Raw genomic sequence first — 17,694 nt, 5'->3', positions numbered from 1 at the left:
TTTGTTACAGCATTGACTTAAGAGAAGCTTTGATCAATTGCTCAGAGTTCATTCCATCATGAAATGCTCCGGTGACGGCTTTACTGGCTTGTGCAGGTTTGTAACCTAATGCAAGTAAGGCTGCAATGGCATCTTCTTCTGCACTATCTGCAACTGGTGCGGGAGTATAATTAGTTTTGAGCATAAATTCGTGCTCGCCACCAGCCGATGCTTCAAGCAAACTTTTCAGCTTATCGCGCATTTCAACCACCAAGCGCTCAGCAGTTTTCTTACCCACTCCCGGCAATTTAACTAACGTTGCAATATCATCACGTTCCACACAGCTGACAAATTCAGCCGCGTTCATGCCAGATAAAATTGTCAACGCAAGCTTAGGTCCAACACCGTTGGTTTTAATCAATAACCGAAATAGTGCGCGCTCTTGTTTGGTGATAAAGCCATATAACAATTGCGCATCTTCACGAACCACAAAGTGAGTAAATAATGTGGCACGCTGCTCTAATTCAGGTAATTCATAAAAGCTTGTCATTGGCACTTGTAATTCATAACCCACGCCGTTGACATCTAGTACTATTTCAGGTGCTTGCTTTTCTACAAGTAACCCCGTTAATCGACCTATCATTTATATCTTCCGTAAGTTCTGCTTGAAGCTTTGCCGCCCATTGAGGCAAGGCTCTGACAAGTATGATAATGACAAACTGCAACAGCTAAGGCATCGGCGGCATCAGCTTGTGGTGACGCAGGCAGTTTTAAAATTTGTTTAATCATATGTTGGACTTGGGCTTTCTGTGCTCGCCCAGTTCCTACAACTGCAGATTTAATTTGGGTGGCACTGTATTCAGCAACATCCAAGCCGGCATTGGTTGCCGCAACAATTGCGGCACCACGCGCTTGGCCAAGTTTTAGGGCGGAGTCTGCATTTTTTGCCATAAAAACCCGTTCAATGGCAAATAACTCTGGGTTATACTGACGGATTATTTCTGACACTCCAACAAAAATTTGTTGTAAACGCGGTGCTAAGTCATCGCCTGACGTTCTAATACAACCGCTACCTAAATAACGTTGTTGCCTGCCTTGGCAATCAATCACACCGTAACCAGTAATACGAGAACCTGGATCTATTCCTAAAATGATCGCCATGAATATTTATGCTTCACTCAATATAAGCATCACTTCATCCGAGATGTCTGCATTATGATAGACTTCTTGCACATCATCATGATCTTCAAGGTTGTCAATCAAGCGCATAAATTTTGCGGCGGTGTCAGCATCTAGTTCAGCTTTTGTGCCAGCAATCATGGTGACTTCGGCGTTGATTGACTCAAAACCGCCGCCATCAAGAGCATCTTTCACGCTACCAAATGCATCTGGTGTGGTAAACACGTCAAATACGCCATTTTCATGAGTAATCACATCTTCTGCGCCCGCTTCAAGCGCTGCATCCATTAGTTCGTCTTCATCAACGTCAGCATTGTAAGAAATAACACCCATTTTGGTGAACATATAAGCCACTGAGCCATCTGTGCCTAAATTGCCACCTGATTTACTAAAGGCATTACGTACACCTGACACGGTTCTATTTTTATTATCGGTCATGGTTTCAACCATCACCGCCGTTCCGCCCGGGCCGTAACCTTCATAAATAATCGTGTCTAAGTGTTGTCCATCTAATTCACCCGCGCCACGTTTTACTGCTCGTTCGACAGTATCGCGAGTCATATTGTTAGACAAGGCTTTATCAATAGCGGCACGTAAACGAGGATTTGCATCCGGATCAGAACCCCCTTCGCGAGCAGAAACAGTTAATTCACGGATAAACTTACTGAAAAGCTTGCCACGTTTAGCGTCTTGAGCCGCTTTACGATGTTTTATATTGTCCCATTTACTGTGACCTGCCATGTCTGTTCTCCACAATGTTGTACTTATTTAATCCGATTTAGTTGCTAATATAAAAATAACCAAACATCATTATGACAACTTAAATTCTTATCAATAATCTATAAAAAAGCACACATCTAAACAAGGTCAGATGTGTGCTCAAAAACAGTTAAACGAGCTGCAAGTTACTCAGCTGTTAGAGGCTTTTCAATCACTGCAACACCTAGTTCAACTAATTGTTGTGGATTTGCAAAACCTGGTGCATTGGTCAATGGACACGCTGCGGTTGTTGTTTTAGGGAATGCCATCACATCACGGATAGAACTTGCACCTGTCATCAACATGATAATGCGGTCTAAACCGAACGCTAAACCTGCGTGTGGTGGAGTACCGTAACGCAGTGCTTCAAGTAAGAAACCAAATTTTTCATTGGCTTCTTTCTCATCAATCCCAAGAATATTGAAAACAGTAGACTGCATTTGTGCATTATGAATACGCACTGAGCCACCGCCTAATTCACAACCGTTTAATACCATGTCGTAGGCATCAGACACTGTGCCAGCAGGATCGGCAGCAAGCTGTTCTGGTGTGACATTACGCGGCGCTGTAAATGGATGATGTACAGCGTGGAATCCACCATTAATTTTTTCAAACATTGGGAAGTCAACAACCCAAAGCGGTTTCCATTGTCCTTGTAACAATTCAAAGTCTTCACCTGCTTTAAGACGTAATGCACCCATTGCCTCTGCTACGACAGTTTCATTGTCGGCACCAAACAAAATAATATCACCAGTTTGGGCATTCGTACGCGTTAGAATTTGCTTAACGATGTCTTCATTTAAGAATTTAAGCACCGGTGATTGAATGCCTTCCATACCAGCATCAAGGTCATTAACCTTCATCCATGCTAGGCCTTTAGCACCGTAAATACCGACATACTTAGTGTAATTGTCAATTTGTTTACGTGATAACGAAGCCCCTGTTGGAATGCGTAATGCAGCAACACGACCTTCGGGATCGTTTGCTGGACCACTAAATACGGCAAATTCAACGTCTTTAACTAAATCTGCCACATCAACTAATTCTAATGGGTTACGTAAGTCTGGTTTATCTGAACCGAAACGAGCCATTGCTTCAGAGTAAGCCATACGCGGAAACTCACCTAAATCAACATTAAGTAAGTCTTTAAATAAGCCGCGAACCATTTCTTCGGTTTTTGCCATCACTTGCGCTGAAGACATGAATGACGTTTCTATATCAATTTGGGTAAATTCTGGTTGACGATCGGCACGTAAATCTTCATCACGGAAGCATTTTACGATTTGATAGTACTTATCAAAACCTGACATCATCAACAGTTGTTTAAATAACTGTGGTGATTGTGGCAGTGCAAAAAATTGCCCTTTATAAGTACGGCTTGGTACTAGATAATCACGCGCACCTTCTGGCGTCGCTTTGGTCAAAATTGGCGTTTCAATATCTAAAAACCCGCTGTCATCAAGAAAACGACGAACGGCACTGGTTACTTTTGAGCGGAAAATTAACCGCTCAGCCATTTCAGGGCGACGTAGGTCTAAATAACGATACTTAAGACGTTGTTCTTCGTTATTATTTTGATGATTATCCATGCTTAACGGCAATGGCGCTGATGCATTGATAATGGTTAAGCCTTTACCAAGAATTTCAATTTCACCCGTTTTCATTTGTGAATTGATTTGGCTGTCAGGGCGAGCACGAACAAGACCGGTTACTTGTACACAAAATTCACTACGCAGTGTGCTTGCAATGTCAAACACCTCTTTTAAATCTGGATCATAGACAACTTGAATTAGCCCTTCGCGATCGCGTAAATCTAAAAAGACCACGCCACCTAAATCACGACTACGGTTGACCCAACCGACTAAGGTAACTTCTTGACCAAGATGAGACGTGTTAATGTCTCCACAATAATGACTGCGCATTGAACTCTATCCTTTATCCACAAGCGGGTGTTTGGAACATAATATGGTTAAAAACGTGACATTATATACTGCAAATACAATACAGACCAATGTCTAACTATGCAGTATCTTGTAGATTTTGAAAATAAACCAGCTAATGGTGTTTTTTTACTTCTAAGCGCTTAAAAAGGCGTCAGTATGGGCGGTGTCGATTGTGCTGACAATTAGATAGGACTAATAGTTATTGTTAAATGCGTTATTGGTGACAAGGTATGCTGCCTAAAACGCGATGCGTTCGTATTCTACCAATTTGATATGAATATGTGCTTCACGCAGCATTTCTCCTTCGTGGAGAAGTAATGATTAATCAATGTTATTTCATCTCAAGCAACTTAATAAACCAAAAAAACCACATCTTCTTTATCTGTATTGCTTAATTAACTCAATTTATGCTGATGGCCACCAAACTTTTTAGCTTGATACATCAAATGATCCGATTTGTTTAATAAATCTTGTGCGGTTACTCCATCCTCTGGGTAGATCCCAATTCCAATACTCGCTGATATCACCACACTCTGATGCTCTATATGTTTTAGCGCATTAAGCGATTGTAATATATGTCGTGAGACTATACTCACTGCTTCTTTAGAAGGAATAGTGTTGAGTAATATGACAAATTCATCACCGCCAAATCTGCCAACGGTATCTGAACGTGATACTTCTCTTAACAAAATTTTTCCTACTTCTTTTAGCAATCGATCACCAACCTGATGCCCGTGTACATCATTTACAGCTTTAAAGCCATCAAGATCGATAAACATTAACGCAAATTGTTGACCATTTAATTGATGTTGGTTAATTGCTTGGTGTAAGCGAGTATCTAATAAGGTTCTATTGGCTAGTTGAGTAACAGGGTCAAAGTGAGCAAGTTGCAATAATTGATTTTCAGCCGTTTTGCGCTTTCTTACTTCAATATTTAAACGCCGATTAGATAAAATAATTACGATGGCAATACTAGATAATGCCAACAAACCCGCCATTAATATTTTCACCCAACGTTGATATGTTGCCATATTTTTTTTTATATCAACGGTGATCCATTTTTGATACATGTTACTTTTGTCAGCATCTGATATCGTTGCTAAAGAACGATTAATCATCGGCATCATTGGTGCAACGCCATTAAATACTGCCAGTTGGCTTTGTGTATCTGATAGATCCGCAAGCAGTGACAATTCAAGGCTTGGGTATTTATTGGTTTGAAGGACATTTGCAAGCGTGGCAACCTTATCAATGAACATGTCAGCATCACCATTTATCATATGCGCAATTCCAGCTTCAACATTGTCGACTTCAATAACGTTTATTGTAGGAAATTGGGTTGTTAGTTGCGTCGTTAAATCATAGCCTTTAATGATTGCAATACGTTGACTAGCCAACTGATTGACATTAAAAACAGGAGCTTGTGTAAGGTGAGTCATGACCCCCCAAGGGGCTGGCCAATATGGTTTACTGAAGGTTAAGTGTGCTTCTCGTTGTGGGGTACGCGCTATGCTTGCCACCATTTGAATTCGTCCCACATTTAAATCAGCTAATAGATCACTAAAATTAGCATAAGCAACGGGAATAATACTGATATCAAGTTGCTGCATTAAATGATTTTTTATTTCTGCATTTATCCCTAAAAATTCCCCATTATTACCGGTAAACTCCATTGGCGCCCAATTCGCTACATAACCTAACTTTATTGCACCTAAACTATTTAAATATTGTCGTTGAGTATTGGTCAGTGAAATCTGTTTAATTCTATTTATCTGCTGCCTATCAGCAGGGTTAATTAACCATTTCTGTTCAAGTTCAAATAGCTCTTGGTCTGATATAAGTGCAAAGCCTGCTTTTATTGTCGCTGCTAACTCGTTGTCGTTAACCCGGGTTAGACTATAAAGATCGGTCGAAAACGCGATCTCTTGATATTGGGTAAAATCTGGCCACAACTTGTGTGTCAATAAATAATGTGACGTCATAGCTGCAGAGGCGATAAACCCGTCTATTTCATCCATGCGATTTGCTTGAACCATGGATTCAATATCGTTGAAATAGTGTATTTGAGCATAAGGAAAAGCCGCTTTAAGTTGTGAAATATAAGGCGATGTGGGAAAAGCACCAATACGAAATCCTTCGGAAAATTGACTACTGGTAATGAGATTTTGATTTAGGCTAAATAAGCGACTTTTTATTGATAACACTTTCCAGGCTTGTTTAAGTCCGGAGCGCATTTGTTGGCTTTCAGGAAACCCAATGTGTACATCGGCAAGTTGACGTTTGATTAACGACACACTGCTTTGCATATTACCAGTCACAAAATCGATATCAATTGACGTTTTTTGAGACCATAATTTCCATAAATCAACTAATAATCCCTGTGGCAAGCCATCAACACCAATATCAGCAAACGGTTCCACGTTGGTCTGCATTGCAATTAAAATACCCTTATCTTTACTATGAAAACCCAACCAACGCCGTTCAATTTGACGATAAACATCATCCGAGATCATTTTAAACCCACTATTTATTGTTGCCAATAATTCTAGGTTTGTGTGGCTAATTGCAGGTGCAAGTGCGAGTTTCTCAATTGGTAATCGTTGGGACGCTGAATAATCTCGGCTTATTTTATTATTGTTATTTAACAAACGTTGAAAACCATCGGTTGCAACAAAAATCATAATCTTGCCTAACGCAACTGCATCAAGTAAAGCTTTTTGATTAGGATAAGATTTAATGCTTAATTGCGGTTCAATAGCAAGCAAAGACTCTTGATGAATTTGTCCCTGAACAACACCAATTTGATAAGGCAACAATTGTGAAATTTGAGATTTATCGGCAATAGATTTATGTAAGTATAGATAACTTGAAAAGGAGCTAATCGGTTCAGCGAATGTATAACGTTGCAAACGACTAGGGCTTTGAGCTAGGCCCGCATGAATAACATGTTGATGTTTTGCGCTATATTCTAATGCTTGTTGCCACATCATCGGTTTAAAGATGACTTCACTGTGAGTCACTTCGGCCCATTCACGCCACAAATCGACAAGTACACCACTAGGGTGGCCTTGCTCATCTACATACTGATATGGAAATGCCTTTTTTCCCATCACAATGGTATAGGATACTTTTTCATTGTTGGGTAAGGCGACATGTGAATATGCAAAAAATGACATTAGAAAATAGATGCCAAATAGCATTATACAACCAACTGTTTTCAATAGTTTTCCCTAACTAACATTGTTGGATTGACAAAGGATAACAAAATCAATTTTATTATCTTGTACAGATGGTATCAGCTTTAAAAAAAATACACATCGATACATTAATTGAAATATTTTTATCAAATATAAAGCAGTTAATAACAAAGTGCTTAATTTACTGAAAATTTTGTTATTTAATCTCGCTTCTACTTGCCGCTTCATTTATGGATTAGCTAGAATATACCTACAATTTTTGGATGTGGCGACAAATGAACACTAATTTAGACACCATTTATGCAACTCAAAACGATAATATTGATGACTTTAAATTTGATCAACGAGTAGCAGGTGTATTTAACGATATGATCCGACGTTCAGTGCCGGGTTATGGACAAATAATTCAAACCATTGGTGATTTTGCCAATGATTTTGTGAAACCTCATACCAATATTTATGATTTAGGCAGTTCACTTGGCGCCGCAACTTTATCTGTACGCCGTAATATTGAAGGTAAGCAATGCCAAATCTTTGCTGTTGATAATAGCGAGTCGATGATCAATCGCTGTCATGAAAACATTGCCGCGTTTAAAAGTGATACAACTGTAAATTTAATTTGCGCTGATATTCGTGATATTGAAATAGCTAATGCGTCATTGGTGATATTAAATTTCACCTTACAGTTTTTACCCGTACATGACAGAGACGCATTAATCAAAAAAATCTATCAAGGATTAAACCCTGGCGGCGCAATTGTCATTTCAGAAAAGCTGCGTTTTGAAGATGACACCATTCAACATATTCTCGACAAACACCATTTAGACTTTAAACGAGCAAATGGTTACAGCGAATTAGAAATCAGCCAAAAACGCAGCGCGTTAGAAAATGTCATGCTAACCGATACCCTACCTGCACATAAAGATCGCTTAAATGAATGCGGTTTTGGTCATGTTAGCGTGTGGTTTCAATGTTTTAATTTTTGCTCTATGGTGGCTATCAAGTGATTAATTTTAGTTCGTTTTACCAACAAATTGCCGACTCTAACCTACAACATTGGTTAGAAGATCTTCCTTCTATATTGGGCAAATGGCAACGCAGTCATAAACACGGCACATTACCCAAGTGGGAAAAAGTGCTTAATAAACTTAACTATCCGACGCCTAATACCATCAACTTTAAAGACAGTGTCATAATTGGTAGTGGTGAGCAACTATCTGCTGGTCAACAAGAAAAATTAGCTAACTTACTTGGCTTGTTTCAACCTTGGCGCAAAGGCCCATTTAGTATTCACGGTGTCGAAATCGATACTGAATGGCGCAGTGATTGGAAATGGGACCGCGTCAAACCGCATATTTCTTCGCTTGAGAATAGAACGGTATTAGATGTGGGCTGTGGAAGTGGTTACCATATGTGGCGCATGTACGGAGAAGGAGCAAAACGTGTCGTAGGTGTTGACCCATCACCACTTTTTTTATGCCAATTTGAAGCGGTTAAACGAATTGCCGGAAAAGATTTGCCTGTACACCTGCTTCCTTTAGGTATCGAAGAACTGCCACCACTTGACGCATTTGATACCGTTTTTTCAATGGGTGTGCTTTATCACCGTCGTTCACCAATTGATCATTTAATGCAACTAAGAGATCAATTAAGAACCGGCGGAGAATTGATTCTAGAAACCCTAGTTATCGATGGTGGGGCAGACGATGTTCTGGTACCTATTGATCGTTATGGAAAAATGAATAACGTCTGGTTTATTCCATCTGTAGATGCACTCGTGTTATGGTTACAAAAATGTGAATTTATAGATGTTAAATGCGTCGATATTGATACGACTTCATTAGCAGAACAGCGCACGACACAATGGATGAAAAACGAATCTTTAGTCGATTACCTTGACCCTAATGACATTAGTTTAACGGTAGAAGGTTACCCTGCTCCTAAACGAGCAACAATCATAGCAACAAAGAGCCAACCCAATTTAGAATTAAAATAGGACTTTTTATGTTAAAGCATGTGCTGGCCATTGCCATCTCTGTCTCGTTAATTTCAGCTTGTAGTTCAACTACAGTGCCTAAAACGCAGCTAGAGCCTGGACTCACAAATGCACAATTAAGTGCAAACTTAGCGTCAACTCAAACTGCAATTATTGATGCGTTCACGACTCAATGCGAAAAACCCAGTGCTGAGGTTTTAGCATTAACCGAAGAAGTACATGCTTTAAATCAACGAGTTAAATCAGCCGTTGAGAAATCAGAAAAAGCCGCCATTATTCCTGCGCCAGTTGAAAAAACATGCCCAGAATCAATCATTGGCGATAAGTTTGTTTTAGGTGAAGTTGAAAATGTATTTGTTGATGAAGTTAAAGCAAGCTTTGCAACTCGAATAGATACTGGTGCTGAATCGTCTTCTCTAGATGCACGTAATATTGTGCTATTTGAACGCAATGGTACACAATGGGTTCGTTTTGATGTGATGACCAATGGTGAAAAACAACCTGGAAATACCTTTGAATACAAAGTAGAGCGAATTGTTAGAATCAAACAAGACGCTGACTCTCAAGAGGATCGTCGCCCAGTCATCCATGCCCACCTTAAAATTGGTAAATATGCCGCTGAAACCGATTTAAACTTAACCGATCGCAGCCATTTGGATTATCCATTACTGCTTGGACGTAAGTTTATGAAAGATATTGCTGTTGTTGATGTCGGACAACGTTTTATTCATGGTAAAAAATAATAAAAATAACAACTAAATAGGCACTTACATGCATTCACGTAAACCTTTTTACATATTAGTCGCACTGTTATTTATTGCGGGTATTAGCACCAGTATTTACCGAGGATTAGAACATAACATTCCTTTTTTACCTGGTGAACAAGTTCATAGCTGGGCAATAGACGCTAAAGTCAGTTTTAACGGCCATTCTCAACCAGCAGAGGCCGACTTCACCTTGCCTAATGATCCCGCATTCGACATTTTAGTCGAGAATGCTTCATCACCGGGTTACGGTTTAAATATTACTGACGTTGATGGCCAACGTCGCGCCGTTTGGTCTATTCGCGATGCGGATGGTCCACAATCGCTTTATTACCGCGTCACGCTTGTACCAACAGGTAATTTGACGATAAAGCAGTCAGAGCAACCAGTCATTGATGAACCATACCAATGGCCAGTAACAGAACGCTCTGCTGCTAAGCAAATTGTCGATGAAGTTTGGGCAATAAGCGCTTCAAATGCTTCTTTTGCACAGCAATTAATGGCAATGATAAATGACGTAAATCAAAGTCAAAATATGTCGTTATTATTAGCGTCAAATTCCCCTACTGACTTATTTGTCAGAATGCTTAACAGTAAAAGTATTCCGGCAAGGATCGTCAATGGATTAGAACTTGAAGATCAACGTCGCCGACAACAACTGCACCAACTAGTACAAGTTTATCAAGAAGGCGAATGGTTATTATTTGACGTAAACAATAATCGTCAAGGCCGTTCTGATACCACCCTATTATGGGAAAGTAATGGTAACTCGGTATTGGATGTAGTTGGCGGTACCAACTCACAAGTCAACTTCTCAATGCTTCAGGACACTCGCCCTGCGTTATCCACATCAATTGATATGATGATGAATGCACAAGACGATTGGGACTTTTCTCTGTACCAATTACCACTTGAAGAGCAGAGTTTGTTTAAAGGAATTTTGCTTATTCCTATTGGTGTATTGGTCGTTGTATTTTTAAGGGTGATTATTGGCATAAAAACCTCAGGTACTTTTATGCCGGTTCTGATTGCCCTCGCCTTTATTCAGACCACATTATTAACGGGTTTAATTGGCTTTTTATTAATCGTAGCATGTGGCTTAATGATCCGTTCTTATTTATCCTCACTTAACCTATTATTGATATCCCGAATATCGGCGGTGATTATTGTGGTGATATTTATCATCGGATTCTTCACCTTGATTTCCTTCAAGTTAGGTTTAAGTGAAGGGTTAACCATTACATTCTTCCCTATGATCATTCTGGCTTGGACAATTGAAAGAATGTCAATTTTATGGGAAGAGGAAGGCCCTAAACAAGTCTTTATCAGCGGTGGTGGCAGCTTATTCGTGGCAACACTCGCCTACCTTGCAATGAGCAGCGCCCTCGTTCAGCATTGGGTCTTTAACTTCTTAGGAATCCATTTAGTGATTTTGTCTGTGGTGCTCGTCATGGGCCAATATACGGGTTATCGCCTCACTGAACTTAAACGCTTTCAACCATTAGCTGGAGACAAATAATGAAATTTGCCTGGCCTTGGGAATTACGTCGTAATGGCGTTATGAATATGAACCAGCGGAATATTAGTTATATAGGTCGTTATAATCCGCGTAAATTTTATAAACGAGTTGACGATAAGCTAGTAACTAAGCAATTAGCATTAGCCAATGATATCGCCGTACCCGATTTAATTGGTGTTGTTAATGAACAACATCAAATTGAATCAATACCAGCCATGGTTGAGAATCGTTCTGGTTTTGTGATTAAACCAGCTAAAGGCTCTGGCGGTAAAGGTATCTTGGTCATAACAAAGGTAGAAAATGGCTGTTACTACAAACCTAACGGTCATGAAGTCACCCATTCTGAAATTTATCGACATGTATCAAACATACTCAGTGGACTTTTCTCTCTTGGGGGCAAGCCCGATGTGGGTATTGTAGAAGGGTTAATTGAATTTGACCCTGTTTTCGATGGTTTTAGCTATGAAGGCGTACCTGACATTCGCTTGATTATCTTTAAAGGCTTTCCAGTAATGGGCATGCTACGCTGCTCTACTGCTGCATCTGATGGAAAAGCTAATTTACACCAAGGCGCTGTTGGCGTTGGGTTAGATATTGCCACAGGCAAAAGTTTACATGCCGTGCAGTTTGACTTACCCGTACTAGAACATCCTGACACTCAGTTTGAGCTCAGCAAAATACAAGTACCTAATTGGGAAACGCTACTTCACACGGCATCAAGTGCTTATGAAATGTGTGAATTAGGTTATTTAGGTACTGATATGGTACTAGACAAAAACCGTGGGCCACTACTATTAGAGTTAAATGCCCGCCCCGGGTTGGCAATTCAAATTGCTAACGGAAAAGGTATTATTCCGCGTCTAAAACATATTGAGGCCATGACCGGACCATCCATGTCAATCACTGAACGTGTAGCATATGCTAAAAAACATTTTTCTAGCACTCCTCGCTTTTAGTCCTTTGGCCGTAGCGTTCCATGCTGCGGCCAACCCGATTGATTTGTTTAGCCATCAATGTATCACTTATGCGCCAAAGATAAATGGTCATCATTTTTCAACGCAAAAAACATACACCCCAAGTGTTTACCAACTCAAATTAACCCAATTTGATCAACACTTATTAGGTTTAAATAATTTAAAAGATCGGCTGCTTTATTATCGCAGTTTGAATCTATCCTCGCAGCAACGTCAATTGTTATTACAATGCCAAATACACATATCAGATTCATTGAATCAACTAATTAATACCCATGCAGATTTTCTAAAATCACCTGTGTTGTCTCAAGTGCCGTTGCGGTATCAAAATGCTGCAAACACTTTATTGAAACAAAGGTTAACTCAACAACAAGTGCAACAAAAATCTTCACGACTAGTCGCACAAACCATTTATCAACAGGCATTTAAACAATATAAAGCGATAATTAAAATTAATGATATTGCTTGTCAGTTAAACAATAAAGCACGTTTAAGTACAACACAGGACGTCGCACGTTATCTCATGTTTCAGCCATTATCGCGTTGTAGGAAACCTGTTTGGTTACAATATCAATTAAGGACAAAGCAGGATAATTTAGCTTCGTTAGAATACTTGTGGGATCACTTTAACCATGATGCTAAAAAAAGTGGTTTTCAAAACGATACTGATTTACAACTTGCAAAAATATCTCTCACCAAGCAACAAGCATTAGCTTTTATTAATGCCAAAAGCCAACATTTATCAACAGAACAGACTGTTACCCCCTGGAACATGGCAAGTGCACTACATCAAAATAAAGCCAATAGCCCTCACCTGCACAACCCAGTGAATATCGATTCGCATGCATTTGTGTTATCGGCAATCGATGCCTTAACCGAAATAGGTTTAAGGTTTGAGCTTATCCCAACAGATGAACACAAACAAAATAGACAAAGCCATTTTGAGTTAGCGCAGCCCTTTGTTTATCGTATTTGGCATAAAAGTCGATTACTTGGTCAATTAGATGTGTTTATCAATGACAACATCACCAAACCACAAGGCTCACTCATTAGGAAAACCATCATAGGTCAACAATATGGTCAATGGGTAATCTCATTACCGACAAAAGAGCTCACTGGGACAAACCAACGTAAATTTATCTCACTGTTAAGCCAGTCGATGACATCACTGGCACAAGCGCATTGGTTATATACCACAAGTGTTCAGGAACAATCACAACTGAGCTTTGGTATTGGAAAGTTATGGTTAGAGAGTTACTTACATCACAATACTAGGCTATATAACGACAGCGGTATATATAAACAAACACGACAGTTTAAACAAAGTTGGCAGCTTTATCGTGCACAGTTAGCGATCGAGTTTTATTCACTAAAACGTCTAGATTGGCAATCACCAGAGTATCAACAGTTTCAACAAGCTATGGCTGATAGCTTTTACGATATTTTCGGTGAAAAATGGATTGATGCTAGCGAAAGTTTGTTTACATTTGGCTCACTAGCCTCACAAAGAGCGTTAATTATATTGCCCCAATGGCAACAAGCTTTAGCAACGCTTATCACCAAGCAACATCGTCGAGGATTAACGAATCAACAAATTTTCGATTTGTTGATTATTAATTCCTCAGGCAAAAGTGTATCTCAACAATTATCAGTACTACTGCATGGAAAAACGGACACGAATACGTTAATAAGGAGAATTGCAAATGCAAATTAAACGAGTAACAAAGACTATCACAGCCGTTATTGGGATTTTGTTTTTGCTCCCCATCACTTGTTATGCGAAGACGCTAACGTCAACGAACTCTGTCACTGAGTCAAGTATGTATCAACAGATTAAGCAACATCTAGAAACTAAACTCTATACGCTTCCACCACGTGTTCAAGGACATTATGCTTTACGTCAATTTCGTATGACCGGTGACACTGAATATGCTAATGGCGTGCTAGTAGATTTAATTACCGTCTCAGAGCGACAAAACTTTTATGCATGTCAACTGGATAATAAAGACTTTGTTGCAAAACAAGGACAAATATTGCGTGATAATTTAGGCAAAGGACCTCGGGCAAAGGCAAGAAGAGTTGCCACAGAGAAATACCCTGACTTTGTATTACTTAATGATGTGGTATTACGATATGCCAGTCGTATCGATGAAGTCGGATTTATTGGCCCTTGTCATAATAAAATGCAAGCCGCACTCAAACAGTCTGACTTAAAAACCGCATACACTGATCCTGATATGATAAGGTCATGGGCGGCTCAATTAGTAAACTATGTTTATTGGGCGAAACAAATGGGGATAACTGATTTACGCCAACCCTATACCCAAGCATTTAATTCAACCTATCCCAACTCCGCTGATGCTAAATTATCCAAGGCGCAATACAAAAATAAAATATATGGTATGACCCACTTCATTTTTGCAGCCAGTGGTTATTATCAACATTATGTCGACGAAAAAGAGTTTCAATGGATTTTGAGTTACTTCGAAAAGAACATTGACCGGATTTTAACAGACACCACCGAAGATATTATTACCGAAGTTGGGATTAGTTTTCAAATAACAGGTAATGCTGATAATCCTGTTGTTGAGAAAGTAAAGCAGCATTTGCTCAAGGTATACTCACCAACACACCGCATGTTACTTTCACCTAGTGGTAAAGCACACCTCGCTACCGGTGAACATAGAAATATTCTCGCCATGATGTTGCTTAAATGGCCAGAAACCTTACACCCAGGTCCTTATCTCAATGAAATAAAATCTATCCAAAAAAACTTGCCAATGACTGTTAGTCCAAAGTAATTAACAAAAATAATTAATAAACCAAATAATCCACCTACTTGTGTAGGTGAATTATTATCAAATACTTAAAGTACATGGCAAATATAAATAATTAACTGTGTTTTTTTTACTCAAATCTATTCGCGTTGTTAGTTCAAACCACTTAAACGTTATTTAATTGCGGCGGTTTCTTGGTAGGCAAGTGTCGCTCTAGAGACTGAACTGGCAAGCTCAACATAGGCAACATCGTTGCCATCGCGAGATGCAAGACTTGGTGAATAAGGATATAACGTTTGTTTGTTTGATTCTTCTAGCTTATATGGATTAAGTTGAGATGGATTATCATCAGCGGCTGTACTAAATATCTGCCCTAATTCATTAATTCTTGCAGATTGGTCGTTGCCTGACACTCGTTGTTGACGTTCTTCTGATAAAGCTTGTTTGGCATCATTTAATTGCTGTAAAGCTTGCGCCGCTACTTTAATATCGGCAAGAGATGGTTGTACTGGCGCTAATGCCGCAGAATGTACTTGCTGCATTTTATCGATTGTGGCTTGATGATCACCTGCAATAGGCGATACATCTATTTGCACTTCCCCTTCTACCGCATAACGTCTGCCATCAGGTCCTTGTTCATATTCATAACTAGGATGACCAGCATGTTGTCCACCAGCGGCTGCGTGTGCCTTTTCATGTTGGCGAACTTCAGCATCCCGTTGCGATAACTCTTTAATAACCTGTAACTCTGCTTGTTGTTGTAACTCTGCTTGTTGTTGCTCTACTTGCTGCTGATTGTTGCTGTCATCATTTCTTGCTTGACCATTACTGGTAGCAGAATCGGAATCTTCTGCAACTAAAACAGCGTTATCAGCGTCATTTTCAATAATGGATTGGCGCTTGAAAATTTCAATATCGTGATTTTCCTGCGTAGTTTCAACAAATGCAGAATCAGTAGAATTTGCTGTTTGTGTGGCTACGACATTGATTAAACCTGTAATATCTGATGCCCCGCCCCTTAGATTAGTTAACCCAATACTTTGTAATGGATTTAACCTATTCTCTTGTAATCTAGAGTCCACACCCGTTTGACCGCTAACATCAAACGAGCCTGTTGGCTGCTCAGTATTTGGTTGTGATGATAAGGTGTTGGGTTTAAATAATTGTGATGGATGAATACCATGACGATCAACATTAGCATGCGTTGATCTGGCATCAGAAACAGGACGTTGATTAACAGTTTCAACAGCTGAGTGTAAATTAGCAGTGTTATTTAGAGTGGAAGTAGGATTGGTTGATGAAGCTTGCTGTTGTGGGGTTGACACGTTAGCATGAGCCAAATTCGATACTGAGTGAGAGTGTCGCTCAATATGATGTTGACTCGCGATTAACGTATTCATGATTACACCGAAATATCAATCACACTGCCAATAGTTTCATTGCTTGCTTCAAGGACTCTAGTTGCTGCTTCACCTTGTTGCTCTGACTCTATTGCTGAAATCAATGCGGTGTTGGTATCGGTTTGAGAAACTGCTTGACTACTTAATGTCACACTGTCTTGTTCAATAGGTCTAGGATCGGGCTGAGCAACAGCGGTAGTTGCTTGAGCAAGTCCTTGTTGCGCACTTTGTAATGCTTGTGACCCAGACACTGAAGCCGATGGGATTTGCATAATTTTCACTCCAATTTGTGTTAAACGTGAACACTTTTATTCGTACAATTATTACTCAAAACCTCCTATTTGTACAGCAACGCTACCGTGCAGACACTCAATCCTTAAAACGGTTGATAACCTTGGCATTTTATTTCAGAAATAAACTGAGCCATTGGCACACGTATAGAACTGATCTAACTACGAATTAGCTGCAGAGTAACCTCCTGGCTAATTTCACCAATTCACATTAGTTACCCTAATGAGAATATTATATTATTATCTACTTTTTGACCTAATTCAGCCCCTCTACAAACAAAAGTGAGTAATCGATTAATAAACGTTGATGATTTTGTTTGTCTATTGGATATAGTATCGACCCTATTGAGAATCCATTTATCTTGTTCCGTTAATGGTATTCCCAAACCTTTAATTACAAGGTAGTCATTTTTCGGGGATTGATAACACATCTACTTTCTGAAATAACTTAATTAGGATATTAGAAATAATTGATAGGGTTTAGCAGGTTTAGCAGGTTTAGCAGGTTTAGCCATGTTAACTAATGGCACTTATATTAATTGTTCCAAATTAATGAAAAATCAAAATACTGTTTCTTTGTAATTCAACAGCAAAAAATTGCAACAAAAAAGCCCTTGCATTATAACAAGGGCTTAATTTTTTGGCGGAGCGGACGGGACTCGAACCCGCGACCCCCGGCGTGACAGGCCGGTATTCTAACCAACTGAACTACCGCTCCAAATTCTTTTAATATCGACTATTTGTTAATATTATTCACCTGATTGGCGGAGCGGACGGGACTCGAACCCGCGACCCCCGGCGTGACAGGCCGGTATTCTAACCAACTGAACTACCGCTCCACTCAAGTGCGATAAATAATAAAGTTGTCGCTACACATCGTCAACTATTTTTTGATTATATTTAAGTCGTTTAGCTAT

Annotated in this window: 14 protein-coding genes and 2 tRNA genes; 7 read left to right on the top strand and 9 right to left on the bottom strand. The window is 39.5% G+C overall.

Features of this window, described 5'->3' with window-relative positions; all coding sequences use genetic code 11:
• Positions 1–4: 4 nt before the first annotated feature.
• From ruvA to G3R48_RS07780, 5 genes are all read right to left on the bottom strand, one after another.
• Positions 5–622, bottom strand: a complete 618-nt coding sequence (gene ruvA / locus G3R48_RS07800; RefSeq protein WP_153663591.1) for a Holliday junction branch migration protein RuvA — start codon at positions 620–622, stop codon at positions 5–7.
• Positions 619–1,140, bottom strand: coding sequence for a crossover junction endodeoxyribonuclease RuvC (gene ruvC, locus G3R48_RS07795; RefSeq protein ID WP_153663593.1), 522 nt, complete (start codon positions 1,138–1,140; stop codon positions 619–621). The genes ruvA and ruvC overlap by 4 nt, the downstream gene beginning before the upstream one ends.
• 6 nt (positions 1,141–1,146) lie before the next feature.
• Positions 1,147–1,899 (bottom strand): YebC/PmpR family DNA-binding transcriptional regulator, encoded by a 753-nt coding sequence (locus G3R48_RS07790; RefSeq protein WP_153663595.1) that lies wholly within the window; start codon positions 1,897–1,899, stop codon positions 1,147–1,149.
• Positions 1,900–2,063: 164 nt separating this feature from the next.
• Positions 2,064–3,839 (bottom strand): aspartate--tRNA ligase, encoded by a 1,776-nt coding sequence (aspS, locus tag G3R48_RS07785; protein ID WP_153663597.1) that lies wholly within the window; start codon positions 3,837–3,839, stop codon positions 2,064–2,066.
• A gap of 416 nt (positions 3,840–4,255) precedes the next feature.
• Positions 4,256–7,036, bottom strand: coding sequence for a diguanylate cyclase domain-containing protein (locus G3R48_RS07780; protein ID WP_194823869.1), 2,781 nt, complete (start codon positions 7,034–7,036; stop codon positions 4,256–4,258).
• Positions 7,037–7,332: 296 nt separating this feature from the next.
• Between G3R48_RS07780 and cmoA the strand changes: the two genes are divergently transcribed.
• Genes cmoA through G3R48_RS07745 form a run of 7 tightly spaced genes read left to right on the top strand, consistent with a single transcriptional unit; the run spans position 7,333 to position 15,111 of the window.
• The gene (gene cmoA, locus G3R48_RS07775) at positions 7,333–8,064 is read left to right on the top strand and encodes a carboxy-S-adenosyl-L-methionine synthase CmoA (protein ID WP_153663601.1); all 732 of its coding nucleotides are present in this window, start codon (positions 7,333–7,335) and stop codon (positions 8,062–8,064) included.
• Positions 8,061–9,053, top strand: a complete 993-nt coding sequence (gene cmoB / locus G3R48_RS07770) for a tRNA 5-methoxyuridine(34)/uridine 5-oxyacetic acid(34) synthase CmoB (protein ID WP_212593262.1) — start codon at positions 8,061–8,063, stop codon at positions 9,051–9,053. The genes cmoA and cmoB overlap by 4 nt, the downstream gene beginning before the upstream one ends.
• An 8-nt stretch (positions 9,054–9,061) precedes the next feature.
• A complete protein-coding gene (locus tag G3R48_RS07765) occupies positions 9,062–9,796 on the top strand; it encodes an ATP-dependent zinc protease family protein (protein WP_153663605.1) in 735 nt (244 codons plus the stop codon).
• Between the two features lie 28 nt (positions 9,797–9,824).
• Positions 9,825–11,336: a UUP1 family membrane protein gene (locus G3R48_RS07760; protein ID WP_153663607.1), complete on the top strand. Its 1,512-nt coding sequence runs from the start codon at positions 9,825–9,827 to the stop codon at positions 11,334–11,336.
• Positions 11,336–12,292, top strand: coding sequence for an alpha-L-glutamate ligase-like protein (locus tag G3R48_RS07755; protein WP_153663609.1), 957 nt, complete (start codon positions 11,336–11,338; stop codon positions 12,290–12,292). The genes G3R48_RS07760 and G3R48_RS07755 overlap by 1 nt, the downstream gene beginning before the upstream one ends.
• The gene (locus tag G3R48_RS07750; RefSeq protein ID WP_153663611.1) at positions 12,255–14,024 is read left to right on the top strand and encodes a hypothetical protein; all 1,770 of its coding nucleotides are present in this window, start codon (positions 12,255–12,257) and stop codon (positions 14,022–14,024) included. The genes G3R48_RS07755 and G3R48_RS07750 overlap by 38 nt, the downstream gene beginning before the upstream one ends.
• Positions 14,014–15,111, top strand: coding sequence for a DUF3541 domain-containing protein (locus tag G3R48_RS07745; RefSeq protein ID WP_228497388.1), 1,098 nt, complete (start codon positions 14,014–14,016; stop codon positions 15,109–15,111). Before G3R48_RS07750 ends, G3R48_RS07745 begins: the two co-directional genes overlap by 11 nt.
• A gap of 149 nt (positions 15,112–15,260) precedes the next feature.
• Here G3R48_RS07745 and G3R48_RS07740 read toward each other — a convergent pair whose 3' ends face one another.
• The 4 genes from G3R48_RS07740 to G3R48_RS07725 all read right to left on the bottom strand — a co-directional run bounded on the left by G3R48_RS07740 (position 15,261) and on the right by G3R48_RS07725 (position 17,616).
• Positions 15,261–16,487: a putative metalloprotease CJM1_0395 family protein gene (locus tag G3R48_RS07740; protein WP_153663613.1), complete on the bottom strand. Its 1,227-nt coding sequence runs from the start codon at positions 16,485–16,487 to the stop codon at positions 15,261–15,263.
• Between the two features lie 2 nt (positions 16,488–16,489).
• The gene (locus tag G3R48_RS07735; RefSeq protein WP_153663615.1) at positions 16,490–16,759 is read right to left on the bottom strand and encodes a chemotaxis protein; all 270 of its coding nucleotides are present in this window, start codon (positions 16,757–16,759) and stop codon (positions 16,490–16,492) included.
• Between the two features lie 659 nt (positions 16,760–17,418).
• Positions 17,419–17,495 (bottom strand) — tRNA-Asp (locus tag G3R48_RS07730).
• Positions 17,496–17,539: 44 nt separating this feature from the next.
• Positions 17,540–17,616, bottom strand: a tRNA-Asp gene (locus G3R48_RS07725).
• Positions 17,617–17,694 lie beyond the last annotated feature (78 nt).

Origin of the sequence: Shewanella intestini, assembly GCF_018221465.1 — a bacterium.
Classification (GTDB): Bacteria; Pseudomonadota; Gammaproteobacteria; order Enterobacterales; family Shewanellaceae; genus Shewanella; species Shewanella intestini.
The sequence above is the reverse complement of the archived record's forward strand: the minus strand, read 5'-3'. Positions and strand labels throughout refer to the sequence as shown.

Excerpts from the sequence above, each read along its gene's own strand:
- ruvA (WP_153663591.1), bottom strand. The coding sequence starts at position 622 with ATGATAGGTCGATTAACGGGGTTACTTGTAGAAAAGCAAGCACCTGAA.
- ruvC (WP_153663593.1), bottom strand. The coding sequence starts at position 1,140 with ATGGCGATCATTTTAGGAATAGATCCAGGTTCTCGTATTACTGGTTAC.
- G3R48_RS07790 (WP_153663595.1), bottom strand. The coding sequence starts at position 1,899 with ATGGCAGGTCACAGTAAATGGGACAATATAAAACATCGTAAAGCGGCT.
- aspS (WP_153663597.1), bottom strand. The coding sequence starts at position 3,839 with ATGCGCAGTCATTATTGTGGAGACATTAACACGTCTCATCTTGGTCAA.
- G3R48_RS07780 (WP_194823869.1), bottom strand. The coding sequence starts at position 7,036 with ATGTCATTTTTTGCATATTCACATGTCGCCTTACCCAACAATGAAAAA.
- cmoA (WP_153663601.1), top strand. The coding sequence starts at position 7,333 with ATGAACACTAATTTAGACACCATTTATGCAACTCAAAACGATAATATT.
- G3R48_RS07765 (WP_153663605.1), top strand. The coding sequence starts at position 9,062 with ATGTTAAAGCATGTGCTGGCCATTGCCATCTCTGTCTCGTTAATTTCA.
- G3R48_RS07760 (WP_153663607.1), top strand. The coding sequence starts at position 9,825 with ATGCATTCACGTAAACCTTTTTACATATTAGTCGCACTGTTATTTATT.
- G3R48_RS07755 (WP_153663609.1), top strand. The coding sequence starts at position 11,336 with ATGAAATTTGCCTGGCCTTGGGAATTACGTCGTAATGGCGTTATGAAT.
- G3R48_RS07750 (WP_153663611.1), top strand. The coding sequence starts at position 12,255 with ATGCTAAAAAACATTTTTCTAGCACTCCTCGCTTTTAGTCCTTTGGCC.
- G3R48_RS07745 (WP_228497388.1), top strand. The coding sequence starts at position 14,014 with ATGCAAATTAAACGAGTAACAAAGACTATCACAGCCGTTATTGGGATT.
- G3R48_RS07740 (WP_153663613.1), bottom strand. The coding sequence starts at position 16,487 with ATGAATACGTTAATCGCGAGTCAACATCATATTGAGCGACACTCTCAC.
- G3R48_RS07735 (WP_153663615.1), bottom strand. The coding sequence starts at position 16,759 with ATGCAAATCCCATCGGCTTCAGTGTCTGGGTCACAAGCATTACAAAGT.